The organism is Clostridiales bacterium, from assembly GCA_030016385.1.
Taxonomy (GTDB): Bacteria; Bacillota; Clostridia; order Clostridiales; family Oxobacteraceae; genus JASEJN01.
The window spans coordinates 1-25,913 of the sequence record JASEJN010000034.1 but is presented as its reverse complement, the minus strand read 5'-3'; the positions used below and the strand labels follow the sequence as shown (position 1 = coordinate 25,913).

The 25,913-nt window shown below is 38.2% G+C and carries 22 protein-coding genes and 2 riboswitches; of the genes, 16 read left to right on the top strand and 6 right to left on the bottom strand.

All coding sequences use genetic code 11. From position 1 onward, the window contains the following. Positions 1–46 precede the first annotated feature (46 nt). The 4 genes from QME45_09190 (at position 47) to QME45_09175 (ending at position 3,068) form a co-directional block, all read left to right on the top strand. A complete protein-coding gene (locus QME45_09190) occupies positions 47–775 on the top strand; it encodes a pseudouridine synthase (GenBank protein MDI6618831.1) in 729 nt (242 codons plus the stop codon). Positions 776–1,045: 270 nt separating this feature from the next. Continuing rightward, on the top strand, positions 1,046–1,939 hold the full coding sequence (locus QME45_09185; protein MDI6618830.1) for a DUF5685 family protein: 894 nt from the start codon (positions 1,046–1,048) through the stop codon (positions 1,937–1,939). Beyond that, on the top strand, positions 1,923–2,543 hold the full coding sequence (locus QME45_09180) for a DnaJ domain-containing protein (protein ID MDI6618829.1): 621 nt from the start codon (positions 1,923–1,925) through the stop codon (positions 2,541–2,543). Before QME45_09185 ends, QME45_09180 begins: the two co-directional genes overlap by 17 nt. Positions 2,544–2,555: 12 nt before the next feature. Next, positions 2,556–3,068 (top strand): hypothetical protein, encoded by a 513-nt coding sequence (locus QME45_09175; GenBank protein MDI6618828.1) that lies wholly within the window; start codon positions 2,556–2,558, stop codon positions 3,066–3,068. Positions 3,069–3,182: 114 nt separating this feature from the next. On the opposite strand, the gene QME45_09170 is transcribed toward QME45_09175, so the two are convergent. From QME45_09170 to QME45_09160, 3 genes are read right to left on the bottom strand one after another with little or no spacing between them, the layout of a single operon-like run. Next, positions 3,183–4,022, bottom strand: a complete 840-nt coding sequence (locus tag QME45_09170; GenBank protein ID MDI6618827.1) for a MetQ/NlpA family ABC transporter substrate-binding protein — start codon at positions 4,020–4,022, stop codon at positions 3,183–3,185. 29 nt (positions 4,023–4,051) lie between these two features. Beyond that, positions 4,052–4,729 (bottom strand): methionine ABC transporter permease, encoded by a 678-nt coding sequence (locus tag QME45_09165; protein ID MDI6618826.1) that lies wholly within the window; start codon positions 4,727–4,729, stop codon positions 4,052–4,054. Beyond that, the gene (locus QME45_09160; GenBank protein MDI6618825.1) at positions 4,716–5,738 is read right to left on the bottom strand and encodes a methionine ABC transporter ATP-binding protein; all 1,023 of its coding nucleotides are present in this window, start codon (positions 5,736–5,738) and stop codon (positions 4,716–4,718) included. The genes QME45_09165 and QME45_09160 overlap by 14 nt, the downstream gene beginning before the upstream one ends. A 69-nt stretch (positions 5,739–5,807) precedes the next feature. Then, positions 5,808–5,916: riboswitch (SAM riboswitch) on the bottom strand. 297 nt (positions 5,917–6,213) lie between these two features. Between QME45_09160 and QME45_09155 the strand changes: the two genes are divergently transcribed. From QME45_09155 to QME45_09135, 5 genes are all read left to right on the top strand, one after another. Then, positions 6,214–7,026 carry a tetratricopeptide repeat protein gene (locus QME45_09155; GenBank protein MDI6618824.1) on the top strand — a complete coding sequence of 271 codons (813 nt, stop codon included), beginning with the start codon at positions 6,214–6,216 and terminating at the stop codon, positions 7,024–7,026. 46 nt (positions 7,027–7,072) lie between these two features. Continuing rightward, a complete protein-coding gene (locus QME45_09150; protein ID MDI6618823.1) occupies positions 7,073–7,339 on the top strand; it encodes an iron-only hydrogenase system regulator in 267 nt (88 codons plus the stop codon). Position 7,340: 1 nt separating this feature from the next. Beyond that, positions 7,341–7,883 carry an ECF transporter S component gene (locus QME45_09145; protein MDI6618822.1) on the top strand — a complete coding sequence of 181 codons (543 nt, stop codon included), beginning with the start codon at positions 7,341–7,343 and terminating at the stop codon, positions 7,881–7,883. Positions 7,884–8,048: 165 nt separating this feature from the next. Next, positions 8,049–8,681: a TetR/AcrR family transcriptional regulator gene (locus tag QME45_09140; GenBank protein MDI6618821.1), complete on the top strand. Its 633-nt coding sequence runs from the start codon at positions 8,049–8,051 to the stop codon at positions 8,679–8,681. Between the two features lie 289 nt (positions 8,682–8,970). Beyond that, complete coding sequence (locus QME45_09135) at positions 8,971–9,834, top strand: SDR family NAD(P)-dependent oxidoreductase (protein MDI6618820.1); 864 nt, start codon at positions 8,971–8,973, stop codon at positions 9,832–9,834. Between the two features lie 161 nt (positions 9,835–9,995). Here the strand turns inward: QME45_09135 and QME45_09130 are convergent, their stop codons facing one another. The 3 genes from QME45_09130 to QME45_09120 form a co-directional block, all read right to left on the bottom strand. Then, positions 9,996–13,040, bottom strand: coding sequence for a glycoside hydrolase family 38 C-terminal domain-containing protein (locus QME45_09130; protein MDI6618819.1), 3,045 nt, complete (start codon positions 13,038–13,040; stop codon positions 9,996–9,998). A 198-nt stretch (positions 13,041–13,238) separates the two neighbouring features. Next, positions 13,239–15,731, bottom strand: coding sequence for a cation-translocating P-type ATPase (locus QME45_09125; protein MDI6618818.1), 2,493 nt, complete (start codon positions 15,729–15,731; stop codon positions 13,239–13,241). Between the two features lie 195 nt (positions 15,732–15,926). Beyond that, complete coding sequence (locus tag QME45_09120; protein ID MDI6618817.1) at positions 15,927–16,580, bottom strand: HAD family hydrolase; 654 nt, start codon at positions 16,578–16,580, stop codon at positions 15,927–15,929. A 154-nt stretch (positions 16,581–16,734) separates the two neighbouring features. Here QME45_09120 and QME45_09115 point away from each other — a divergent pair, with 154 nt between their 5' ends. The 7 genes from QME45_09115 (at position 16,735) to QME45_09085 (ending at position 25,749) form a co-directional block, all read left to right on the top strand. Then, on the top strand, positions 16,735–17,268 hold the full coding sequence (locus tag QME45_09115) for a chromate resistance protein ChrB (GenBank protein MDI6618816.1): 534 nt from the start codon (positions 16,735–16,737) through the stop codon (positions 17,266–17,268). A gap of 50 nt (positions 17,269–17,318) precedes the next feature. Next, positions 17,319–18,494: an MFS transporter gene (locus tag QME45_09110; protein ID MDI6618815.1), complete on the top strand. Its 1,176-nt coding sequence runs from the start codon at positions 17,319–17,321 to the stop codon at positions 18,492–18,494. A gap of 211 nt (positions 18,495–18,705) precedes the next feature. Continuing rightward, positions 18,706–18,921 carry a Veg family protein gene (locus QME45_09105; protein ID MDI6618814.1) on the top strand — a complete coding sequence of 72 codons (216 nt, stop codon included), beginning with the start codon at positions 18,706–18,708 and terminating at the stop codon, positions 18,919–18,921. Between the two features lie 302 nt (positions 18,922–19,223). Then, the gene (locus QME45_09100; protein ID MDI6618813.1) at positions 19,224–22,145 is read left to right on the top strand and encodes an insulinase family protein; all 2,922 of its coding nucleotides are present in this window, start codon (positions 19,224–19,226) and stop codon (positions 22,143–22,145) included. Positions 22,146–22,194: 49 nt separating this feature from the next. Further along, positions 22,195–22,941, top strand: a complete 747-nt coding sequence (locus tag QME45_09095; GenBank protein ID MDI6618812.1) for a thioesterase — start codon at positions 22,195–22,197, stop codon at positions 22,939–22,941. A gap of 5 nt (positions 22,942–22,946) precedes the next feature. Beyond that, on the top strand, positions 22,947–24,704 hold the full coding sequence (locus QME45_09090) for a MutS family DNA mismatch repair protein (GenBank protein ID MDI6618811.1): 1,758 nt from the start codon (positions 22,947–22,949) through the stop codon (positions 24,702–24,704). A gap of 206 nt (positions 24,705–24,910) precedes the next feature. Beyond that, positions 24,911–25,026: riboswitch (FMN riboswitch) on the top strand. Between the two features lie 135 nt (positions 25,027–25,161). After that, positions 25,162–25,749, top strand: coding sequence for an ECF transporter S component (locus QME45_09085; GenBank protein ID MDI6618810.1), 588 nt, complete (start codon positions 25,162–25,164; stop codon positions 25,747–25,749). Positions 25,750–25,913 lie beyond the last annotated feature (164 nt).

The window sequence follows — 25,913 nt, the reverse complement described above, 5'->3', positions numbered from 1 at the left end:
ATTTTTATACACCCGTAACTAAGAATCGATTGGAGAATTATATGAGATGAGTGATACTTTAAGGATTGACAGGATTTTAAGCAATTCCGGGTATGGTACCCGCAAAGAGATAAAGAAGCTTATAAGGGATGGGGATGTTTCGGTAGATGGCAATATAGCAAACGATCCCGGGATTCATATAAATCCGGAGAATCATATAATTCATGTGAAAGGGCAGAGAATAAATTACAGAAAGTATGTATACATCATGATGAACAAGCCGGCGGGTGTTATTACATCTACAGAAGACAAAAGAGAAAATACGGTAATAGGCCTTCTGCCCCAAGAATATGCCGAATTCAAGCCATCGCCGGCTGGAAGGCTCGACAAAGATACGGTAGGTCTGCTGCTAATTACAAATGACGGATACCTTATCCATAAGCTAATATCACCGGCAAATCATGTATCGAAAGTTTACTATGCGAGGATAAAGGGTATGGTATGCAAAAGCGATGTGGACGATTTTAAAAACGGAGTTATGCTGGATGACGGATACAAGGCCATGCCTGCGAATCTCAGGATAATAGCACAGGGTGACGAGTCAGAAGTTGAAGTTGAAATATTCGAAGGGAAATATCATCAGGTAAAGAGGATGTTTGAAGCGATAGGCAAAAAAGTCCTATTTCTCATGCGTATTTCAATGGGGCCGATTAAACTGGATCCGGGTTTAAAGCCCGGGGAGTTCAGGGAACTTACACCGTATGAACTAAAAAGTCTTACTGCATGTACAAATTGAGGTTTCAGGCATAAAGCGTGCGGAAATTGATTTTATTATCAAGGCTGCTGGCCTTAGAACTTACAAAACTTGAATCTGGCGAATGAGTGTTCAAAATAACATAAGTTCATATTGCGAATCGAAGATTATATTTGTATTAGCTTGATAAAAATGATATTATTATTCATATTAAGTGTGCTTTGCATTTACTTGAAAGGGCTCTGTAGTATTACAGCCTTAGACAATTGCAATAATTCCGGAAGGCTTTTTATCATATAAGGAGAAGGCCATATGTTTGGTTATATTTTTCCTGACAAGGGAGAACTCAAAGTAAAAGAATATGAACTTTTCAAGGCATATTACTGCGGCCTGTGTAAGTGCATAGGCAGGGAATGCGGCCAGGCCGCAAGGCTTGCCTTAAACTATGACAGCGCATTTTTAGGCATGTTTTTGTCTTCGTTTAGAGAAGAAAGGGAAGATATAAAATTTCAAAATTGCGCAGTGCATCCATTCTTAAAAAAACCTGTTATAGGCGAAAGCAAAGCTATAAAATATGCATCAAATATAGATATAATATTGACATACCGGAAGCTGACGGATGATTTGAGGGATGGACATCCCGTAAGGTCATCAGTACCTATGGCGCTTTTTTACAGCGCATACAAAAAATCTTCAAAAGCAGTTCCGGTTAAAGCTAAAATAATTAAAGAGAAGCTTGATGAGCTTTCCGTTATCGAAAAACAAAGGTGCGATTCAATAGATAAAGCAGCGGAGCCATTTGCAAGGCTGACGGAGGAGATTTTTGCATATCCGCCTTTATGCGAAGATAAAAAAAGGGAGAAATCACTGCATTGGTTTGGGTATAATATAGGCAAATGGATATATATTATAGATGCATATGATGATCTGGAAGATGATGTAAAGAGGAAAAATTATAATCCTCTTTTGATTCAGTTTTGCTATAATTATAATAATGAAAAGATTCATGATTTCAAGGAAAGAATAAAGGGCAACGTTAAATTCACCCTTGAACATACATTGGGGCAGATAGGCAATGCCTTTGACCTTATGGATATAAAGAAAAACAAATCTATTATTGAAAATATTATTTTCGGCGGAATGTATAAAAAAACATTGCAAATACTTGAAAAGAGGGGTTGTTTTAAACATGAGAAATCCATATGAAGTACTAGGCGTAGGGCAGGGAGCAACAGATGAAGAAGTAAAAAAAGCATACAGAGAGCTTGTTAAAAAATACCATCCTGATCAATACAGGGACAACCCCCTGGCATCTCTTGCGGAAGAAAAATTAAAGGAAATAAATGAAGCGTATGACTATCTTATGAAGAATAAAGGCCGTTCATATGGTTATGATAACGAAAGCTATGATGGCGGAAATACAAACAATAGTACAAGTACCAATAGTGACTTTTATAAGATAAGGATGGATATAAACAATGGAAATACATCTGAAGCTGAAATGGCTTTGGATAGTATGAACGACAGGTCTGCAGAATGGTATTATTTGAAGGGTATTTTATGCTTAAGAAAAGGATGGTATGATCAAGGGTACAATTACCTTCAAACCGCCGTCAGCATGGACCCTGATAACTTTGAATACAGGCAGGCATTAAACAGGATCAATAATCAGAATGCAACGTACAGGTCGAGGTCATATGGCGGAGGACTTGGTAGGTCATTTAATGATGGACCAGATGTCTGTACCATATGTTCATGGCTGTGGTGCACCGATACATGCTGTGAATGCATGGGCGGAAATTTGTGCTGATAAGGAAGTGTGATGATGCGGCAGAAAAACAGGATTATTGCCCTTGGCGGTTTACTTGGGGCATTGTGCATTATATCGTTGTATTTAGCGGCATATCTTCCCACAAGCAGACTTTTTTTCTATATAGTAAGTTCGGTTTTTTGCGGAATCATGCTCATAGAATCCGGAGCCTACGGTGCATGGATGCTCTATATTGCAACATCACTTTTGTCCGTATGTGTTATAGCGGATAAACCCAGGGTTTTACCTTATATTTTATTATTCGGTTTTTATGGTATAATAAAACATTATATTGAAAAGATTAAAAGCGTGTCCGCTCAAATGGCTCTAAAGTTTGTTTTTTTCGCAATAGATGCATCTGCAATGTATGTCATATTAAAAAAGATTTTTATGCTTCAGCTTAATTTCGGAAAGCCCTTATGGCTTGTGGCTTTTATAGCCGCGGTGATATTTTTCATATATGATTATGCTTACACGAAATTCATTGTATATTATAATAATATGCTGAAGAAAAGATTGAAATAAAAAGAGGCCGTCTCAAAATAAGTTTTATATACAATATATTGATTTCACAAATTTAAGCTACTCAATATTTTGTATTATTTCTTTATTTAGAGACAACCTCTTTTACAGTATTGCCTAAAATGCAGGGACGATTGCTCCCTTGTATTGATCCTCAATAAACTTTTTAACCTCGTCTGAATTCAACGCCTTTGCAAGTTCCTGTATGGCGGGATCATTTTGATTGTCAGGTCTTACCGTCAGTACATTCGCATATGGAGAATCTTTGCCTTCTGTAAATATCGTATCTTTTAGAGGGTCGAGATTCCCTTTTAGGGCGAAGTTTGTATTTATTATTGCTACGTCGACATCCTGCAGGGTCCTTGGCAGATTTGGAGCTTCGAGCTCTTTAAATTTAAAGTTCTTTGGATTTTCCGCTATGTCCCTTGGAGTCTGTGTAAGTCCCTTTTCATCCTTTAGTTTTATAAGTCCCTGGTTCTGGAGAAGGAGAAGAGCTCTTCCTTCATTTGTCGCATCATTTGGTATTGCGATTGTAGCACCGTCTTTTAATTCATCCTTTGATCTTATCTTCTTTGAATATGCGCCCATAGGTTCAACGTGTACTTTTGTTACTGCAACTAACTTAATATTGTTTTTCTTCGCAAAGTCCTCCATATAGGGCACATGCTGGAAGAAATTTGCGTCTAATTGCTTATCGTTTAAAGCCGTGTTTGGTGTGACATAATCATTGAACTCTTTGATTACTAAGTCTATTCCCTTTTCCTTCAAAATCGGCTGCACAACCTTTAATATATCGGCATGAGGCGTAGGAGATGCCCCTACTGTAAGCTTGACAGTCTTTTTCTGATCGCTGTTGCTGCCGCTTACGCTTTTATTCGCGTCACTTTTTGCCCCGCATCCTGCTAATAAACTGCCTATCAGTATAAAAGGAAGCAGCAATTTAACCATTTTTTTCATTATAAATTCCCCCAATAAATATATATTAACTACCTTTTATCAAATTTCTTTGATAATGCATTCCCAATGCTCTGGATAATCTGTACCAGTACAATGAGCACTATGATGGTTGCGATAAGCACATCGGTCTCAAACCTTTGATATCCGTACCTTATCGCAAGATCTCCAAGACCACCTCCTCCAACGGCACCGGCCATGGCTGAATAGCCGATTATGTTGATGATTGTAAGTGTAACTCCAAGTATTAAAGACGGCAGAGCTTCAGGTATCATAACCTTGAATATTATCTGCGGTATTGTTGCCCCGACGGAAAGCGATGCTTCAATGATTCCCCAGTCTACTTCCTTTAATGATGACTCTATTATCCTTGCAACAAATGGTGCGGCTGCTATCGAAAGAGGCACTATCGCCGCTGTGGAACCTATGGTCGTACCGACGATAAGCCTTGATAACGGAAAAATTACTATTATCAGTATTATAAAAGGCGCCGAGCGCATCACATTTATTATAAGCCCCAGTATTTTGTTCAACTTCGGTTTTTCCATCAGGTGGCCTTTATCAGTTATAACAAGTATTATACCTAAAGGAAGCCCTATTATAAGTGAAAAAAGCGTAGAGAAAAATACCATATAAAGCGTTTCGAGAAAAGGCTGAAACATTAAATCAAATAAACCCGAAAGGTATTGTATTATATTAGAGGTTGCCATTTTTAAGCACCTCGATTCTTACGTTATTCGAAGATAAATAATCTACCGCGGATTTAATATTTTCACTCTTCCCCGACAGTTTTATAATGAGATTGCCCACTTTCATATCCTGTATATTTTCAATATTGCCTGCAATTATATTTGCATCCACATCGAATTTCCTTATTATATAGGAAATAAAGGGCTTGCCGGTATTTTCCCCGAGGAAAGAAATCCTTAAAACCTCTTCGCCCGGATTATCATCATCAAGCAACATATTCCTAGGAAGTTTAGCTATCATATTTTTCAAAAATCTTTTTGACGTCTGTGCTTTTGGATTCGTAAAAAGATCCAGCACAGTTCCTTGTTCCACAATAACACTGTTTTCAATAACCGCCACCCTGTCGCACAGCTTTTTTATGACATCCATTTCATGCGTTACAACCACCACAGTAATGCCAAATTTTTTATTTATATCCTTTAAAAGAGTAAGTATGGATTCGGTGGTCGTCGGATCCAGCGCCGAAGTCGCCTCATCACAAAGGAGTATATCCGGATTGTTTGCAAGGGCCCTTGCAATGCCCACCCTCTGTTTTTGCCCTCCTGAAAGCTGCGAAGGGTATACATCTTTTTTATCCATAAGTTCCACTACGGTCAAGAGCTCATTGACTTTTTTATCTATTTCGCTTTTATGTGTGCCGGTTATTTTTAATGGAAAGGCAATATTTTCGTATACATCGGAATTCATAAGCAGGTTAAAGTGCTGAAAAATGATGCCTATCCTTCTTCTCATTTTTCTAAGATCGCTTTTATTCAGAGAAGTCATATCGATTCCGTCGATTACGACTTTACCAGATGTCGGCTCCTCCAATCTGTTTATGCATCTTAATAGCGTTGACTTACCTGCGCCGCTTAAGCCGATTATGCCGAAGATTTCACCCTTTTCAATGTGAAGATTGATTCTATCCAAAGCGGTAATTTCCCCATCGGGTGTTTCATATTTTTTTGTAATGTCGATAAGGTCGATCAATAATTTATCCCCCCAAAGTATAAATAAAAGACCTCTTTCATGATGAAAGAGGTTGTAATAACCACCGCTCTCTCATCTATCAATGTTTCCATTGCAGGAATTGGCACCGCTGTATTCGAATGAGAATACCGGTTGCCGGGCTTCATCGGGCCAGTCCCTCCGCCGCTCTGGATAAGAGTCAACTATTAAATTGTTAAATATAATTTTATATTATATTATTTTATAAGTCAATAGGAAAAGCATAAGTTTAAATATTGAAAATATTCACAAGTGTTATATCTCAAATGGAGTATATATTTTATATTTGAAAATATTATGGGGGGAGCACTTACAATTCACCATAATATTTTTCAAATAATTAAGTTTGCCATTGCGTCTGATTTTATTGACATGCAAGATTTTCTATTTTATTATTACCTTGTAGGAATTTCTGCAGTTTGGGTCAAAATGTACTGTGTGGGAAGGGGCGTTTTAATTGAATGGTAAATATCCTTTTTTAACAAAATTTATTTTACCTGTTATTATAATCGTACTGGCTTTTTTATTAAATAAAACAGTTGGATTGATTCTTGTTGCAGCATATGTATTGTATGGGATTTATGCTTTTATGCCGAGGTACTATTCCATAAGGGGAAAGGTAAGGTATGCAAAAGATGATATTAACGGAGCCATATCGTGGTTTAAAAGGGCATATAAAAGCGGCAGGGCCGGCCTTAAAACGAAGGTCTCATACGCATATCTGTCCTTGAAGGTAGGGAATGTAGATATTGCCGAAAAGATACTGAAAGAAATGGTAAAGTTAAAACTCAATGCCGATGATGAAATAATTGTGAAGTCGAATTATGCCCTTGTGCTCTGGAAGAGGAATAAACTGGACGAAGCCATAGGCATGCTCCAAGATCTTTGTAAAAAGTACAGAAACAGTACTGTTTACAGCAGTCTCGGATATTTCTACATACTAAATGGTGATTTGGATAAGGCTTTGGAATTTAACCTTAAGGCCCATGATTATAATGGGACTGATAACATAATAACCGATAATTTGGGACAGACATATTACTTAATGGGAGAATATGAAAAATCGGCGGAAGTTTATAAAAAGCTTATGGAAAGGTCCCCAAGTTTTCCCGAACCATATTATTTTTACGGGAGCGCTTTATACAAGATGGGCAAAAAGGATGAAGCTGTTGAAATGATTAAAAAGTCGCTTGAACATAAGTTTTCAAACCTGAGCACCATAACAAAGAAAATGGTTGAAGAGAAATTAAAATCCATTGAAGATGAATGATGAATAGTGAAGTTATTCTTATATTTAAACTACAGGGGTGGTTGATATGGACGAAAGAAGGATAGGAGTGATAGGCATAGTCATAGATGATGCCCACGAATCCGCCGGCAAAATAAATAAATATTTGTCCGAGTTTTCCAATATAATAGTAGGGCGTATGGGTATACCTTATAGAGAAAGAAACATATGCATTATATCGGTTGTGGTTGATGGTACGACAGACGAAATAAGCGCTCTTACCGGGAAACTTGGCTCTATAAAGGGTGTTAATGTCAAGACGGCATTTTCAAATAAAAAATTTGTGGAGGGATAACATGGAGAAAATAAGTAATACAAAGAAACTTACAAGATCAGCGATGCTTCTGGCTTTTGCCTTTGTAATCATTTTAATCGGTGCACAGTTCGGGGGAGTATTTTACAATCAGTTTATAGTTGCCCCCATCGTCAATGCTTCAATACTTGCTGCTGTTTTATTTGCAGATACAAAATATGGCGTGCTTGTCGGGCTTTTAACGCCTGTGCTTGCATTGATTACAGGACAATTTAATATACCGCCGTTTACGCCATTTATTATGGTGGGAAATGCACTGCTTGCATTGTCATTTGGCCTTTCAGCGAAATATTTTATATCCGGCGGGAAATATATCGGAATCATAATCGGCGCGATAATCAAGGCATTATTTTTATCATTTTCCGTCAATTATCTTGTTTCCCTGTTCGGTATTGGTATACCTGCAAAGGTTATATCAAAATTGAAGATTGTCATGTCTTATAATCAGGCTTATACAGCCTTGGCAGGCGGAATAATAGTGCTGCTGTTATATGAAGTATATAAGAGAGTGGAGAAAGCGAAGTAATTGCAGCTTATAAAACTTGAATCTGCCGAATGAGTGTTCAAAATAACATAAGTTCAAATTGCGAATTGAAGGTTATATAAGAATATTATTGACACTGAAATCATGATGTGATAGATTTAACCATATGGTTAAATCTATCACATCATGATAAAAGGTAGGATATTTATGGATTTATCACAAAATGTTACGAGAGAAAAGATAATAAGGGCAACAATAAGCTTCATTGAGAAATATGGCATTCACTCGGTCACTATACGTGGCATAGCAAAAGAAGCAGATGTAAATAGCGCTGCGATAAATTATTATTTCAGGTCCAAAGAGAATCTGCTGGAGGAGACATTAAAGCTGACAATAAAAAATTTTCAGGACGATTATTATGCCATAGCACAAAAACAATATCAAAATCCAGGGGAATTGCTTCAGGCGATTTTGTTTTATCTGCTTGCAGGTTCCACGAGATATCCTGGCATTACAAAGGCGCATCTGTATGAAAGCTTTGTGAATAATGACCATACTAATTTCTCTTCCCGGCTTTTTAAAAAGTTGTTGAACCTTTTAGTGGACAAAATAAGCGAGCTCGATATGGAAAAGGACAAGAATGATATAAGAATGTCCGTAACACAGCTGATTTCTGCCGTATTGATGCCCAGCCTGTTCTCAGGTTTATTTAAAGATTCCGTAGGATTGGACTTAAAAGATGAAAATGCGCAGAAAAAATATGTAAGCAATCTTATAAATCATTATTATCATGTAGATAAGGGGCTCGAAAGCTGGCATCCCGGACCTATGGACCAGTGATCGGCCTAATGGTTTCCATAATTGATATGTGAACTACGATAATAGATAGGCAGCATGGTATTTTTATGTATGCTTTATCTATTATTTTTTTATGATTTAATTAAATGTTCAAAAGGCATAAGTTTGTAACCGCAAAACTGAGGGAAATTATGGGCGTATATTCTTCAAATAATCTTATATACTCGAAAATTGTAAAAGCTATTGACAAAATGCACGGCATATCTTATTATAAACATGTGATTAAAACATCAGTTTAAACTACCACGTAATATTCCGGGAGGTAATTTATGTGAATAAAAATTCAACATATTATCAAAAAAGTGTACTTGTTACGGGATGCTCTTCTGGTATGGGACGGGCTATTTCATTATTCCTTGCGCGACATGGATTTTTAGTGTTTGCGACTGTGCGCAAGGAAAAGGATTTCGATAGTTTGAAGGATATGGATGAAAAAAATCTTGTTCCGGTATTTCCTCTTGACCTTACAATGCAGGAGCACATTCCTAACGTTCTCGAAACGGTAAAGAAGGAACTGGCTGCAAGAAATATAAAAGGGCTGTATGCTGTAATCAATAATGCCGGAGGAGGATTTATCGCACCGCTTGAGCTTATGGATCTTGAGAAGTTCCGGACTGAGATTGAAACTCGCATCGTAGGCCCGATTGCGCTTTTGCAGGCTTTCCTTCCGCTTATAAGAGAGGCTCATGGTAGGATTTTATGGATCGCCACTCCCGCGATAATACCTATACCATACGTTTCCAGCATACATGCATGTGACTTTGCACAGAATTGTCTGGCACGTACATTTCAAATAGAACTTGGGCCGTGGAAAATACCAAATATATTAATACGATGCGGAGGAATGGATACACCATCACCTGCGAAAAATGCACTGGAACTTGAAAATTCCATGAAGAAATGGCCTAAAGAACGCCTTGATTTGTACAGGCAGGCTCTTGTAAAGGATCAGAAATCTCTCAGTGAATTTGATAAAAAGAGGACTGACCCTGAAAAAGCAGCCGAGACGGTATTTAAAGCGCTTTGCGCTAAGAATCCCAAATCGAGATACCAAGTGGGTCATTTGTCTAAGAGTGCCGCTTTTCTCGAATACTTACCCCAAACGATGGTGGATCATATTATGGCAGGAAGATAAAAGCAAATGGCAGGCTGCACACATAATATGGAAGAAATATAAACAAGAGAGGTTTTTGCTATATAAATCGGCTGCCGCAATGCATAAAACACATATCGCGGCAGCCCTCACCTTACTTGCTTTTGCTCATTACTATTTTCCTAAAATAGCGATAAAGCAATTTACATGCTTATTCTTAATGTATGAATCTCGAAAGGCTTAAATTCAAGCTCGCTTTTTTCCTTGTTCAAAGAGCTGCAATCTACAGGTTCCTCCATGAGGTTAACTATTTGCATGTCTTTTACTTCAAATCCAAAATTAAGCTTTACCTTTGTGCTGCTTCCGCTGTTTTCATACATCCTTACTATGATGTCATCGTTAAATTCCGCTTTTTTCACGGCTTCGACTATTACATTGTCTGCATCAAGCGTCAGGAATGACGCGTCCGTCTTATTTGCATCTTGGGTTCCCTCAATATTTATGACTTTTAATGGTATATTTAGCTCATAAGCTGTTCGTGCAACTCTGCCTTCCCTTAAACCGCCGCGATGCGGATAGAGCGAGTATGTAAATTCATGGTAGCCTTTGTCCGCTTCAACACCCGGGGTTGATGTACTTCTCAAAAGATTAAGGTCGATGACATTGTCTTTTACCTTATGGCCATATTTGCAGTCGTTTAGCAATGCAACGCCGTAATCTCCCTGTGAAAGGTCGACCCATTTATGGGCGCATATTTCATATTTAGCCATATCCCAGCTTGTATTGTTATTATTTGTACGCTTGATATTACCGAATTGAATATCGCAGCTTACCTCATTTGCATATACATTTACCGGAAATGAGGTCCTAAGCATTTTTCCCCTTTCATTCCAATTTGCTTTTGTCTCAAAATCGATCCTTCTGCTTCCTTCAGTAAGTATAATGCGCTGTTCGATTTTTGATGATCCATATTCATAAACTTGCTTGATTATAGCTTCAGGACCATCCACATAGCTCTCAGAAAGCTTTAGCTTGAAATATTCTCTGGGTCTCTCGTAACATACGGGTGAAAAGTCCCACGCATCGCCGTTGTTGTCGTCATAAACCGTAAGAATATTACCCTTAGAGCCGGGATAAAGCGCTTCTTTTGAAATTTCCTTATCATATACCGATTTTAAGGAACCGTCTTTATTAAATGTAACTTTTAACAAATTATTTTCTATAAAGTTGTCTTTTGCCGTAACATTAAACGCATGGCTTGTGCCTTTTCCAGTCACAAAAGTCCTGCCCATGGAAGGTACGTCTGCCTTAAGCCAGTTGCTGCCTATTTTAATCCATTCGTGCCTATCCCATGACAGAGAATTGATTACGACTGCAGTTTGTGATCTATCTGGCTTATCCTTTGCTATAGAATCGGCTGCTGCTTCGCTCATACAAAAGCTGCTGTCATATAAAGATCTATATGCAGTTTCCGTCAACTCTTCCGTACGGTTAAGCAGATATTTATACCTTGATATACATTCATCGTATACTCTCTTAATACCAGAGCCGGGGAGCACGTCATGAAACTGGTATAACAACGCTTCTTTCCATATGGCTTCAATCTCTTTTTGCGGATAAGGTCTTTTAGCAAGCATCTGAGCAAGCACTGATGCATATTCAAGTTCCCTTAGGGCTATCTCCATTTTCCTGTTGTATCTTTTATTTCTGGCCTGGGTAGTATATGTTCCCTGGTGCTTTTCCAAATATAGTTCGCCATGCCATGTCTTATATTTCGATATGTCTTTTCCTATTCTCTTAAAGAATTCGATTGCAGGTTCCTGCTTTACAGGTACGAGCCCGTTTAAGCTCTTCTCACGATTTAAACGCTCTAAGTGCTCTTCTCCCGGGCCGCCTCCACCATCTCCTATTCCGAACAGCATAAGACATTCTTCAGATACACATTTATCCTTGAATTGCCTTTGAGCCTTTGCAATGGCTTCAGGGGCTGCAGAACTATTATATGTCCCTTCTGGCGGCATATGCGCAAGGATTTTGCTTCCGTCTAATCCTTCCCATATAAATGTGTGATGAGGGAATTCGTTATATTCATTCCATGAAAGCTTTATTGTCATAAAATAATCTATACCGGATTTTTTCAATATCTGTGGAAGTGCTGCGTTATATCCAAAGGCATCAGGAAGCCATAGTATCTTCATATCTTTATTGAATTCTTCCCTGAAAAATCTTTTTCCGTAAAGTATCTGGCGTACCAACGCTTCTCCTCCTGAAATATTCGTGTCGGCTTCGACCCACATGCCTCCCTGGGGTTCCCACCTTCCTTCGGCCACGCGCTGCTTTATTTTTTCATAAAGCTTTGGGTATCTTTCCTTCATCCATTCATAAAGCTGAGGCTGGCTTGCCCCGAACACATAATCAGGGTACTTTTCCATATTTTTCAAAACAGTGGAGAAAGTGCGGGCGCCTTTTCTTATGGTTTCTCTTATTGGCCACAGCCATGCGAGGTCTATATGTGCATGACCAACTGCAGTTATATGCAGAGATTCATCTCCGCATTTTTTATTTAATTCTACCGAAAGTATTTTCCTTGCCTTTGATGCTTCTTCATCGTTATAATATTTCATAACATTTGATGCTTCAAATAAAGCATTGAGTATTCTCTGATATCTCGCTGAATCTTCGGGAAGCTGCTGCATTAAATTTCCGAGGACTTCAATATCGTAATAAAGTCCGTGCATCTCTTGGTTAAATATTGCAACATGGGCTTCCTTGAGCTTGCCGCTGTTCTTATAATTTCCGAAAAGATCGTTGCATCCTGCATCGGCCCATATATCTATACTTTCGCCGCCTTTTGCATTTTCTAAAAGTTTGTATACTCGTTTGCCCGGCTTTCCAAGGCTTGCATCAAATTCAGAGCTTACATTTGTAAGGCCCTGCACAGGGCAGCCTTCTTTATCGAATATGCAGGCTTCTCCGCTTATATCGATAAGAAGTACGACCTTTTGGCCTGCGGCCTCGTTTGGGACAACTCCCGTAAAGTTGAACCAGGCACAATCCCATAGTTTTCCCCAGCTGTCGTCTATATTCAATGTGACTTTTTTCCCGGACATCCTTTTATCGAAGGGCACCGGTTCTTTTGTAACCCATGCTTCAACATTTAATACGCTTATCTTTTTATAGATATGGTCTCCAACTTTGTTTCTGAAAGACATTATGTTCTGTTTGCATGGATTAGTAAAATATGGCATTGGTTAATTCCTCCTTTGTAATAAAGATTCATTATTCATCTGATGATGATACCATTAACAAGCTCTAAGTCGCTTCGCCATTAATATTATCATAAAGATTAGTGTTATACAAACATTTTTTAAACGCCTTTAATCCATCATGAATCGTGCTGGCAAATACAAAAAATACAGGCTGCTTTTAAATAAGCAGCCTGTATTTTAGAGCTTGTCGGCTAATTTTACAATTTCCCACCAGATGGAAGATATAATTCCCGTGAATACGGAAATAACAAGCATGTGGAGGCTCAAAGGTCCCGTTTTAAAAACAGTATTTAAAAGCGGCACATATATTATCATAAGCATAAAAATGATAGATAAACTGTTTATAAGAAGCCTTGCATTGTTTTTCCCTTCTTTAAAAATATGCCATAAAAACTGCGTATCGGTCCTGTTTACAAGTACAAGCACCACATTCGATACGATTAAAGTCAGCAGCGCAAAGCTCCTTGCGGTATCTATGGGCGTACCTGTATCGACAAGGTAGTGAAAGGGGACAAATGAGGCCAAAAACATCGATGTTCCCTGAAGAATAACCTTTGCCGTCAGATTCTTAGGCAGAAGGGGCTCCGACGGCAGCTTCGGGGGACGCTTCATTATATCCGCTTCAGCTTCTTCCGCTTCAAATATAATAGAACATGTCGGATCTATTATAAGTTCAAGAAGAACAACATGAACAGGAAGCAATATCTGCGGAAGGTTGAATACAGGTGTAAACAGCGATAAAGCAATTATCGGTATATGAATGACGAGTATATATACTATTGCTTTTCTTATATTGTCAAATATTCTCCGCCCATCTTTAACGGAACTTACGATCGTCGTAAAATTGTCATCCATGAGTATCATATGAGATGCCTGCTTTGCGACCTCCGTTCCTCTTTTGCCCATGGCGATGCCTATATTGGCATTTTTTAATGCGGGGGCGTCATTGACGCCGTCTCCTGTCATCGCGACAATTTCGCCGTTGGCTTTTAATGCTTTCACGATCCTCATCTTATGCTTAGGGATGACTCTTGAGAAAATATCGCAGTGTTTGACGGCTTCGCAGAGTTCACTGTCACTCATATTATCGATTTCATTGCCGGTTATAGCGCAATCTTTAAGTGACAGTCCGATTTCATTGCCTATCGCCATTGCTGTTTTATTGTAATCTCCTGTAATCATGATAACTCTGATGCCGGCGCTTTTGCAAAGGTTAACCGCCTCTTTGACTCCATCTTTTGGGGGATTCAAAAGCCCGATAAGGCCTTTAAATCGTAAAGGATAATCTTCCAGATCTTTGGACAGTTCCGATGTATATGCATCGGCAAATGCAATTACTCTTAAACCCCTGCCCGCCATTTCATCGATTATATCCTCAATTTCTGATTTTTTCCCATTACTTAAACTGCATAAGGGAATTATCGTTTCAGGTGAGCCCTTTGCCGCTGCATAATAACCTTTGTCCGTATGGTAAACATTGGCCATACGCTTTTTGGCAGGATCAAAAGCTATTTTAAGGTCTGCCTTCAGGCTGTATAATTTTGAAATATCATTTATATTCTTTTTTGAATTATTTATGATCGCTTTTTCCATAGGATCATATGGATCCTTCTCGCAGGATAATACCATAAGATCACTGAAAGACGGATCGCTGAACTTATCAGCGTCATATATTTTATCCGTGTATATCTTTTTAACTTCCATATTGTTTTTTGTAATGGTGCCTGTTTTATCCACTGCCAGCACCGTTGCACAGCCAAGGGTTTCCACTGCAGATACCTTGCGCATAAGGGCATTTCTTTTAGCAAGCCTGAATGCACCTAACGATAAGAATACGGTAAGCACCACGGGAAACTCTTCAGGTATAATCGCCATGGCAAGTGTGATGCCGGACAATATGCTTGGAATCAGCCTGTGGGTATACATATATGAGAGGAGTATAACGGCTGTACAGAGGAATACTCCCATAATCGCCAGATTCTTTACCAGTGCATGTATTTTTTTCTGAAGAGGTGTCGGTTCTTCCTTTGTTTCACTTATTGCTTTGCTTATTTTTCCGTATTCGGTATTAAAGCCGGTTGAAACGACTTTAGCCGTACACTTGCCGAACAAAGACAGCGTACCTGCATAGACCATATCATCCTTCCAGTAATCCTTTCTATTCGAAGCCTTGATATCTGCATGACTGCTTTTAAAAACGGGTTCGGATTCGCCTGTCAATACAGATTCATCTACAGAAAAGTTGGAAGCATCGATTACAGCACAGTCTGCAGGAATTCTTTCGCCTTCAGAGAGAAAAATGATATCCTGCGGAACCAGCTCGCAGCTTTTTATTTTTTTAACGGCATCATCCCTGAGAGCGGAAACCCGAGGTGAAGTTAATGCCTTAAGGGCATCTACCATCTTTTCCGTTCTCCATTCCTGTACAAATGTGATCATGATGACAAAGCATACAAATATCATCATGATAAAAGCCTCCTGGATTTCCCCAAGCAGGATGTAAATAAATCCTGTCCCTATGAGGAGCAAAAACATAGGTTCTTTGAAAATACTGATAAATTTCTTTATAGGGTTTAATTTGTTGCTTTTTACATATTCATTGAGACCATATTTTTTTTGCAGTTCTTTTGCCTGTAGTGTCGTCAAACCCCTGATACTTTTCCCCATCATCAAAACATCTTCTTTCACAAAATAAGACTTAGCATAAATCTTATTAACATTATATGATGGAATTCCTTAAATGTTATTAAATGATAATCATTTAATTCATATAATAAGGCTAAATATCAGAGACGTCAATATATATTTTAATAAATAATTGTTCTCAATTGAACATGATTATTTTTACTAACCGCGAAAGAGAATCTATCTCAATAAGAGCTTTTTTAAATTCTGAACGGTGTCTATTGTATATTTGGGGCCGGCCTCTTTAAGTTCCGCGGAAGAACCGTAACCGTATAAAACGGCTATGCAGTCTATTCCGTTCGCTTTAGCCCCCAATACGTCATGTTTTCTATCGCCTACCATCACTATTTTTTCTTTTCGGGTGCAATGCAACTGCGATATGGCATATTCGATTACATCTGTTTTCGAGGCACGCCTGCCGTCAAGTTCGCTTCCAACTATGAATTCAAAGTAGCCATCTATATTAAAATGCTTCAATATCTTTTCAGAAAAAAATGTGGGTTTTGAAGTTGCAACTGTAAGATTGCGCCCTGCTTTTTTCAAACTTTCCAGCAGATCATCGATACCGTCATACGTTTTATTTTCAAACATACCTTTATCCTTATAGTATTCTCTGTAATATTCTATGGCCTGTTTCGCTTCATCAAAGGTAAAATTGTAAAATTCCATAAAGGAATCGGCAAGGGGAGGGCCTATAAATGGCTTAAGATTATCCAGGTTATCTTCTATAATGCCGAATTTCGAAAGGGCATACTGTACCGATTTGGTGATGCCTATTTTAGAATCAGTCAATGTTCCGTCAAGGTCAAATAAAACTATGTCATATAAAGCCAAAAAATCATCTCCTTAGATTTTTATAGATTTATTTTATAGGCTTTTGTGCTTAAAAGTCAAATAAAAATATGTATCTGGAGTCAAACATTACATTGATTTAACATATAATTAACTATATAATAAATGTAACAACTGTTACAAAGAGGTGGATAGATTGGAAAGAGGTAATTTTTTGTTTATATCCTATAGTTTGCCTTCGGAACCTTCCAGAATAAGGGTTTCAACATGGAGGTGGCTTAAGAAAATAGGCGCACTGAATATACAAAAGTCGTTATGGCTTCTCCCCGATACGGAAGATACAAAAGATTCTTTAAAGAAAATAAAGGATTACATAGAAAATGAAAAAGGTTCCGTTTATATTGCATCGGGGAACTTTTTATATGGAAAGGAGGACATAAAGGGGAAATTCATCGATGAGATCAACCGCGAATATGAAGAACTTTTGGGATTTTGCACGAGATTCCATGAAGAGATGAAAAAGGAGACTCAGAAAGAGAACTTTACATTTGCTGAACTTGAGGAAAACGACGAGGAATTAAAAAAGCTATACAGCTGGTTTGAAAAGATAAATAAGAGGGATTATTTCAAATCCGAGAAAGGCGAGGCAATAAATAAGGAAATACAGCTTTGCAGTAATGAGTTCGAGGAATTCTCGAAAACAGTCTATGAAAGGAATAATATTGTATAGAGGTGGGTTCATTGGACGTTCAATTAAAATCATCACATGAAAAGAATGTAATGGGTATCGAAAGAAATATTTTTTTTGCTGGGCTTACAAGTTTCCTGACCGATACTTCGGTTAAAATGATATATGCGGTAATGCCCTTATTTCTGCTTTCCATAGGGGCATCGAAAACCATGCTTTCGCTTATCGAGGGAATAGCCGAAGGCACTGCATCCTTCTTAAAAGCGCTATCAGGCTGGTGGAGCGACAGAATAGGCAAAAATAAGCCATTTATGATAATAGGTTATGGTATTACAGCCATAATAACTCCGATTTATGCGTTTGTCGTATCACCCATTCAGGTTTTGGTCTTCAGATTTATAGAAAGAGTGGGAAAGGGTATAAGGACGGCTCCGAGAGACAGCCTTATCGCGGGTTCCACCGTTGGAAACAACGCTGGCAGAAGTTTCGGCTTCCATAAGGCGATGGATAATTCCGGAGCTGTCATCGGACCGCTTATTGCGCTTTTTTTGCTCTGGATATTTCCAAAAGATTACAGGAAAGTATTTTTGTATGCTACTATTCCTGCAATATTAGGTGTCATGTCCATATTGTTTTTCATCACAGAGGCTAAAAAGAGTAGAGAAAATTTACCGGGAAAAATAGCCGTTGGAGATTTTTCAAAGAAGTTTTATTTATTTTTGTTTATTGCCTTTATATTTACACTCGGAAATTCCACAGACGCACTGCTTCTTGTAAAAGCAAAGGATACAGGGTTTAGCGATGTAGACATAGTGCTTTTGTTTCTTATATTCAATACTGTATCCGTACTTCTTGCAGTACCCTTAGGGACGCTTTCGGACAAAATAGGAAGGGAAAAACTTATAATATCAGGATATTTCCTGTATGCAGTAATTTATTTTGCATTTGGCAGAACATCTCTTAAATCGGTTATTGCCATTCTGTTTGCTCTCTATGGGATATACAGTGCAGCGACGGATGGTATACAGAAGGCTCTTGTATCGGATCTGATAGATAAAGATAAAAGGGGCACGGGGCTTGGCCTTTACAACGCCATAATAGGTGTTACGCTGCTTCCTGCAAGCCTGATCGGAGGTATCCTATATGATAAAGTAAACAACAGGGCGCCATTTTATTTTGGGGCTTTGATGGCGCTGATATCGTCGATTATGCTGTTCATGTTTTACAGAAGAATAAACAGGCCTAAAGCTCGGAAAGCTTCATTATAATTTTGATATGCCAACTATTTAGATGCATTGTAAAATAAAGAGGAAAGATTTTTCCTCTTTATTTTACAATTTTTTTATTTATATTAAAGTTTCTACTAAAAATGACGATACAGGTAATAAAATGTAAAATAATTTAATAGAGTAGGCGTTATTATATCGTCATTATAGTCTTGCACAACCTATTAAATATATAAAAGGATGTGTGGTTTATATGAAAAGCATAAATGAGCTTGAGCTGCCAAGCAATGGACAGACTGTAATAATTAAGGAGATATTCGGCAAAAAGAAGATAAGGCAGAGTGAATGCATCGTAAAGGGCATATATCCGAACTTCATAGTTGTAGAACATGTCAACAGCAAAGTAAGAGAATCATTCATGAAGGTCGATTTTTTTACCGGAATCCTTAAGTTTGAGAAATGTTCATAAAGACAGCTGCCTTCAGGAAGATACCCCCTCCTGAAGACAGCTGTTTTCATATCCTCAATTGCTTTGAAAATACTGGTCTAAAGGCTAAATATACAAAATATACGCCCGAAAGGGCACTAATATATTTTTACTTTATATTTTTTTGTAATATAATAGACTGTAAGTGGAAGAAATATGCATAATCCATAAGAATATCTCTTCATACATCCATCAAGCATATATAGAATAAAATAACAGATTTATAGAAAAACTAAATAATGGAAATTTTGATATGCATTGCATTATAGAAAGGGGAAATATAAATGAAATTAGGAATCGGAAAGACCTACCATGGTTTTAAGCTTTTGAAACAGGAGGATATAGACGAAATAAAATGCGCCGGCTTGTTGTTCGAGCATGAAAAAAGCGGTGCAAGGCTATTTAAGATGGAATGCGACGATGATAACAAAGTGTTTTCTATAAGCTTCAGGACGCCGCCTGAAAACAGCAAGGGCATACCGCATATAATCGAGCATACGGTACTTTGCGGTTCAAAAAAGTTTCCTTTGAAGGATCCTTTTATAGAGCTTGCCAAGGGTTCGCTTAATACATTTTTGAATGCTATAACATTTTCGGATAAAACCATGTATCCTGTTGCCAGCAGAAATGAGAAAGACTTTTTCAATCTTATGGATGTATACCTTGATGCGGTGTTTAATCCTGACATTTATAGAATTCCGGAAATTTTCAGGCAGGAAGGATGGCATTATGAGCTAAACAACAAGGACGACAGAATAAACTATAAGGGCGTCGTTTATAATGAGATGAAGGGAGCCTTTTCATCCCCCGAATCGGTATTGTTCAGAAAGGTGCAGGAATCGTTATATCCCGATACGCCGTACAGCGTTGAATCAGGCGGCGACCCCGACTGCATACCGGATCTTACTATAGATGAGTTTCTGGATTTTCACAGAAAGTATTATCATCCTTCGAACAGTTATATATTTTTATATGGTAACGGAGACTTGCAAAAAGAACTGGAATTCTTAGATAAAAACTATCTTTCATCATTTAATAGAATCGATGTCGATTCGAGGATTCCGCTGCAGAAGCCATTTGACAGGCCCCGTGAAATAAATGCGGAATATCCCGTGTCAAATAATGACGATCTTAGGGATAAAACTTTTCTGGATATGAATTTCTCCGTGGGAAAGTCGACAGACCCTGAAGCATCTCTGGCATTTGAGATACTTGAGCATCTTTTGCTTGAGACCCCGGCGGCGCCTCTTAAAAAGGCATTGATAGATGCAAATATAGGCAAGGATGTATTCGGAAGGTTCGACAACAGCATCCAGCAGATGGTATTCAGCATAGTTGTCAAGAATTCAAACGAAGACAAGATGGAGAGGTTTAAGGAAGTAGTGCGGGGTACATTGGAGAATCTGGCAGAAAGAGGTATAGATAAAAAGCTGATAGAGGCTTCCATAAACATAAAAGAATTTGAACTTCGTGAAGCGGATTTTCGCGGGTATCCAAAGGGGCTTATCTATAATATAAAATGCATGGATAGCTGGCTTTATGGTGAGGACCCAACCCTTCATTTAAGGTTTGAACCGTCTTTGAATAAGATAGAGTCTGCTCTTAAGACAGACTATTTTGAAAAGCTGATAAAAGAGTATCTGCTCGATAATACGCATTGCTCGATGATAATATTAAAGCCCGAAAGAGGACTTCAGGAAAAAAAGGATAAAGCGATACGAAGGGAACTTGACGACTACAAGGCTAAGCTGTCGGAGAGTGAACTGCAAAAAATCATCGATGATACTGCAAGGCTGAGAAAGAGGCAATCGACACCGGATTCCAAAGAAGCGATAGAAACAATTCCTCTTCTCTCTATTTCTGATATTAAAAAGGAAGAGGAGAAGCTTCCGACCGAAGTGCATGAGGAATCAAATGTAAAGGTATTGTTGCATCCGATATTTACTTCGGGGATTGCATATTTGACTCTTTATTTTGATGCAAGAAGCCTTCCATGGGACCTTATACCATATGCGGGCCTGCTTGCTGAAATTTTAGGAAGGGTTAGCTTGGAGAAGCTAAGTTATGGCGACCTTTCCAATGAGATAAACATAAATACAGGCGGTATCGACTTTACCGTTGAGTCTTATTCTAAAAATGGAAGCTTCGATGAATACTATCCACAGTTCGTTGTAAAATCGAAGTGCTTAATTACAAAAATCGGCAAGCTTTCGAAGCTTATAAATGAAATTATTAAATATACGAGATTTGATGAAGAAAAGCGTATAAGGGACATTGTAAGCGAGGCAAAATCCAGATTTGAAATGATACTTTTCAATCAGGGACATTTGATGGCTTCAAGGAGGGTTCTTTCATATTTTTCTCCTATGGGAAAATTTGATGAAGCTGTAAACGGCATAAGCTTTTATAAGTTTTTATGTTCCATCGAAAGGGATTTTGATATAGATGATATAGGACGCAAGCTTGAAAGTGCTGCAGAACTTATCTTTAACAGAAGCAATCTTTTGGTAAGTTTTGTATCGCCAAAAGAGGATTATGGCAAGTTGAAAGAAATCCTTCCTGAAATTACAAGCGCCCTTAATGACAACAGGATAGAAAATGCAAAAATTGATTTTCGCGAATCCAGATTGAATGAGGGTCTCCTCACGCAGGGCAGGGTACAGTATGTGGCAAAGGGGTATAATTTTGTCAAGCTTGGGTTTAAGTATACAGGATATCTGCAGGTGCTGAGAACTATTGCAAGCTATGATTATCTGTGGAATAAGGTTCGTGTTGAAGGCGGAGCATATGGAGCATTTGCTGGTTTCGGAAGAGGCGGAAACATGTATTTATCATCATACCGCGACCCCAACCTGAAAGAGACGATAGATGTTTTCGATAATATGGCCGGATACCTTAAAAGCTTTAATGTAAGCGACAGAGACATGACAAAATATATTATAGGTACCATAAGCAGGCTCGATTATCCGCTTACGCCGTCGCTGAAAGGGCAAAAGGCCGACATAGAATATATAAGCGGAATAACATATGAGGATATGCAAAGAGAAAGAGGCGAAGTTATAGACTGCAGGACAAATAATATCAGGGATCTTTCGGATATGATAGATGCGACTATGAAGGCGGGGTATTTTTGCGTGTTGGGAAACGAGAATAAGATAAAGCAAAATAAGGGAATGTTTGAAAGCCTGGTAAAAGTAATAGAATAGGATTATGCCCTTTTTAAAGGGGCATAATCCTGATAAAGGGGGTAATTGCATGAATCCTATAATGACGGAAAGAGAGTATGACATACATTACTATGAGGTTGATTATAAGAAAAGATGTCTTATAACGAGCATAATGAACTATTTTCAGGATATAGCGATATTCCAGAGCATGAAGGTCGGAGTGGGTATCGATTACCTTGAAAAAAACAAACTCGCTTGGGTATTGTATAAATGGAATATCCATATCGAAAGGTATCCCGTGTATGGTGAAAGGGTGAAGGTAGGCACTTCACCTTATTCCTTCGATAAGTTTTATGCATTCAGGAAGTTCAATATTGCAGATGGGGATAATCAATTGTTGGTGAGTGCCGACACGATGTGGCTGCTCCTGCATACTGAGAACAAAAAACCAATCAGGATAATCCAGCCAATATATGATGCATATAATGTTGATAAAATACCCAAAAGGATTCCTATGCCGGCAATCGAAAGGATGACCCGAGTAGATTATGAAAAAGGATTTCAGGTAAGGTATACGGATATAGATACAAATATGCATGTAAACAATGTAAAATATGTCGAATGGATAATCGAAACTATCCCCGTGGATACCGTATTGCATTACAGTATGGAAGATGTCCTCGTTACATATAAAAAGGAAACCGTATATGGTGAAGACATAAAAGTCCAAACCGAGCTGATGAATAAGGGCGAAACCCTGGAGTGCCTTCACAGGATAACTGGCAAGGGAAATATTGAGCTTTGCATTGCGAAAACTATCTGGAAAAGGGATTGATATATGTGAAGGAAAAAATCAACATATATACCGGCATTTTTACAGTGTTTATTGTCATCTGCTTTATAATAGGCATCGCTTCATTATCTATGGGCATGCAGTATGGAACTGCATATTATTTAGGGCTGTTGCTTCTTATTCCATTTGGATTTATAACCTGGTATATATATTACAGGATAAACAGTATGAAAATGCTCATGGACATCAGGGAGAACTGGGGTAAAAAGAAAGAGAGGAAACGAAACTTCAGTGAAATCTCAAGCTTCTTTATAACTGCGAAGCATGATGATGTTTTTTTAATCGATGACCAGACTTTTGGCGACTTGAATATGGATGATGTATTTGCCGTCCTTGACAGAACTTTTACAGAGCCTGGCTCTTCCGTCTTATATAATATGTTGAGGACATTGATATTTAACGGCGGTTTGCTTGAAAAAAGAAGGGATGCCATATATGCATTCCAGAAAGATCAGGATTTGAGGGAAAAGGTTGCAATGTGCCTGTATAAATTAGGCAGGCAAAGGCAAAACGATACAGTATCATTTTTGTGGGGAGAAATGCCGGCGCTGCCGCCGATCAGGATATTATATAATATCCTGGCATATGCTGCATTTTTATCTCCGCTTATGTTTCTGATTCTTGGAGGAAAGGCATTAGTATATGTTATTGCTCCAATTTTTATCGTAAACCTTTCCATACATTATAAAGTCAAGGGAAAGATCATGGCCGAGCTTTCCTCCATAAGGTATGTTACATCCATGATAAGGGCTTCATATAGAATTGGAAAGATAAAATATGCAGAAAAAGAATGCAACTTAATAAAGGAATATGTTGGTATTTTAAAGAAATATGCATCGGTTTGCAAGGGGATAGCAAAAAAATCGGGATATATTGCCCCCCTCGGACTGGATTCAATATATGAATATGTAAATATATTCTACTTGAAGGAAGTCAGAAATTTCTATTCGGCAGTTAATGATATAAAAAAATACAGGAATATATTACAGGACATGTACATAAAAATCGGTGAAATAGATGCTTTGTTGTCCGTTGCATCATATCGTGCAGACATAAAATATGTAGAGCCCGTGCTTAAAAATGAAGGCGCGTTTATCTATGCCGAAAATATAAGGCATCCTCTTTTAAATGATCCCGTTCCGAACTCTATTGCGATAAATAAAGAGGGCATCATCGTAACCGGTTCGAATATGTCCGGGAAGTCGACTTTTTTAAGGACGCTGGCCATCAATGCGGTATTTGCCCAAACCATATGCACATGCCTTGCCTCGTCATATGATGCATCTTTCCTGCGGGTTATGACATCGATAAGCAGAAGCGATAACATTATCGGAGGGAAGAGTTATTACCTTGCTGAGGTTGAGGCGCTTTTGAGGATAATAAAAGAATCCGGAAAGGAGATTCCCCTTCTCTGTATAATAGACGAATTATTCAGGGGTACAAATTCGGTCGAGAGGATAAGCGCATCCGCACAGATACTTAAATACCTTGTGGAGAGGAATACCCTTGTAATAATCGCTACTCACGATCTGGAACTTACAAAACTGGTAGGCAACTTGTATGAATGTTATTATTTCAGCGAAAGGATGGAGGCTAAGGGGCTGAATTTTGACTTCAAGCTCAAGCGCGGAGTGTCTCAGAATAGAAATGCGGTGAAGCTTATGAAGTATTTAGGATACCCCGAAGAAATAATAAACGGGACTAATGAAATCGTAAACGGTATGATAGCTAATATGCCTGATTGAAAGATTGCCATCAAGTGCAAAAAAATATGGATAGTTAACTTCGATTCGTAATATGAACTTATGTTATTTTGAACACTCATTCGATTCGCCGCTCAAAATAACATAATCCTATTTATGCCTGATTTCAAATTGCGAATTAAAGGATAGTTAAAATTTGCTTTGCAGTGTCACATAAAATATAGTATAATATTGATAAATTAATAGTGTTCAATCTTCGGGGCAGGGTTAATTTCCCTACCGGCGGTATAGCCCGCGAGCATTTATAAGCAGATCCGGTGTGATTCCGGGGCCGACAGTAAAGTCTGGATGAAAGAAGGTGTACAGTAAATTTTCTGCTCCTGAAATTTTCAGGAGCTTTTTAATTGCCCTTATAGCGTAAACAGCTATATGCTGAAAGTCAGGGGATGTTTTCTTAAGCCTAAAGATTGGAAATTCATATTCAAATAAAGGAGAAAAAATGGATAAGCATTTAAATGTAATTATAAAGATATCTATATTATCGGCTATAGCATTTTTATTGATGGTTTTGATCGAAATACCGCTTCCTATATTTCCGGATTTTTTAAAGCTCGATGTAAGCGATCTTCCGGCGATCTTCGGTTCCTTTGCTATAGGACCTGCAGCTGGAGTCGTAATTGAAGCCGTCAAAAATATACTCCATGCCATACTGAAACCCGCAACCGCAGGAATAGGCGAGACTGCCAACTTTGTAGTGGGTGCGGTATATGTATATACGGCGGGCCTGATCTATTTATTGAAAAAGAATAGAAAACATGCTCTGCTTGGTCTTGTAGCGGGAACAATTGCCATGTCGGCTGTGGCAGCAATCGGAAATTATTATGTTTTTCTGCCGTTATATGAAAGCATTTTAAAGTTTCCGATATCTGCGGCTGTATCTATGGCCTCAAAGATAAATCCTGCCATAAAGGATATAAATTCACTGGTCATACTTAGCATCGTCCCGTTTAATCTCTTAAAGGGCATCATAGTTTCAACGGTTGCTTTTCTGTTCTACAAAAAGTTATCACCCATACTGCATAAGTAAAAGTAGGGATTTCATATTTATTTCTAAAATCAATATCTATTTTCATTATTGTGGCGAGCGTAATTCTTTTTTATTTGTAATATAAACCTGTTTCATAAATGAATTTGTGTATTTTGAGCAACGAAATTCGCATTATGAGAGTTTTGATAAGTTCTTGGCTTTGC

Bases quoted from the DNA above. Each gene is read 5' to 3' on its own strand.
- QME45_09165 (MDI6618826.1), bottom strand. From the start codon at position 4,729: ATGGCAACCTCTAATATAATACAATACCTTTCGGGTTTATTTGATTTA.
- QME45_09085 (MDI6618810.1), top strand. From the start codon at position 25,162: ATGGATAAGCATTTAAATGTAATTATAAAGATATCTATATTATCGGCT.
- QME45_09095 (MDI6618812.1), top strand. From the start codon at position 22,195: ATGAATCCTATAATGACGGAAAGAGAGTATGACATACATTACTATGAG.
- QME45_09180 (MDI6618829.1), top strand. From the start codon at position 1,923: ATGAGAAATCCATATGAAGTACTAGGCGTAGGGCAGGGAGCAACAGAT.
- QME45_09150 (MDI6618823.1), top strand. From the start codon at position 7,073: ATGGACGAAAGAAGGATAGGAGTGATAGGCATAGTCATAGATGATGCC.
- QME45_09140 (MDI6618821.1), top strand. From the start codon at position 8,049: ATGGATTTATCACAAAATGTTACGAGAGAAAAGATAATAAGGGCAACA.
- QME45_09130 (MDI6618819.1), bottom strand. From the start codon at position 13,040: ATGCCATATTTTACTAATCCATGCAAACAGAACATAATGTCTTTCAGA.
- QME45_09145 (MDI6618822.1), top strand. From the start codon at position 7,341: ATGGAGAAAATAAGTAATACAAAGAAACTTACAAGATCAGCGATGCTT.
- QME45_09110 (MDI6618815.1), top strand. From the start codon at position 17,319: ATGGGTATCGAAAGAAATATTTTTTTTGCTGGGCTTACAAGTTTCCTG.
- QME45_09190 (MDI6618831.1), top strand. From the start codon at position 47: ATGAGTGATACTTTAAGGATTGACAGGATTTTAAGCAATTCCGGGTAT.
- QME45_09100 (MDI6618813.1), top strand. From the start codon at position 19,224: ATGAAATTAGGAATCGGAAAGACCTACCATGGTTTTAAGCTTTTGAAA.
- QME45_09105 (MDI6618814.1), top strand. From the start codon at position 18,706: ATGAAAAGCATAAATGAGCTTGAGCTGCCAAGCAATGGACAGACTGTA.
- QME45_09185 (MDI6618830.1), top strand. From the start codon at position 1,046: ATGTTTGGTTATATTTTTCCTGACAAGGGAGAACTCAAAGTAAAAGAA.
- QME45_09125 (MDI6618818.1), bottom strand. From the start codon at position 15,731: ATGATGGGGAAAAGTATCAGGGGTTTGACGACACTACAGGCAAAAGAA.
- QME45_09170 (MDI6618827.1), bottom strand. From the start codon at position 4,022: ATGAAAAAAATGGTTAAATTGCTGCTTCCTTTTATACTGATAGGCAGT.
- QME45_09175 (MDI6618828.1), top strand. From the start codon at position 2,556: ATGATGCGGCAGAAAAACAGGATTATTGCCCTTGGCGGTTTACTTGGG.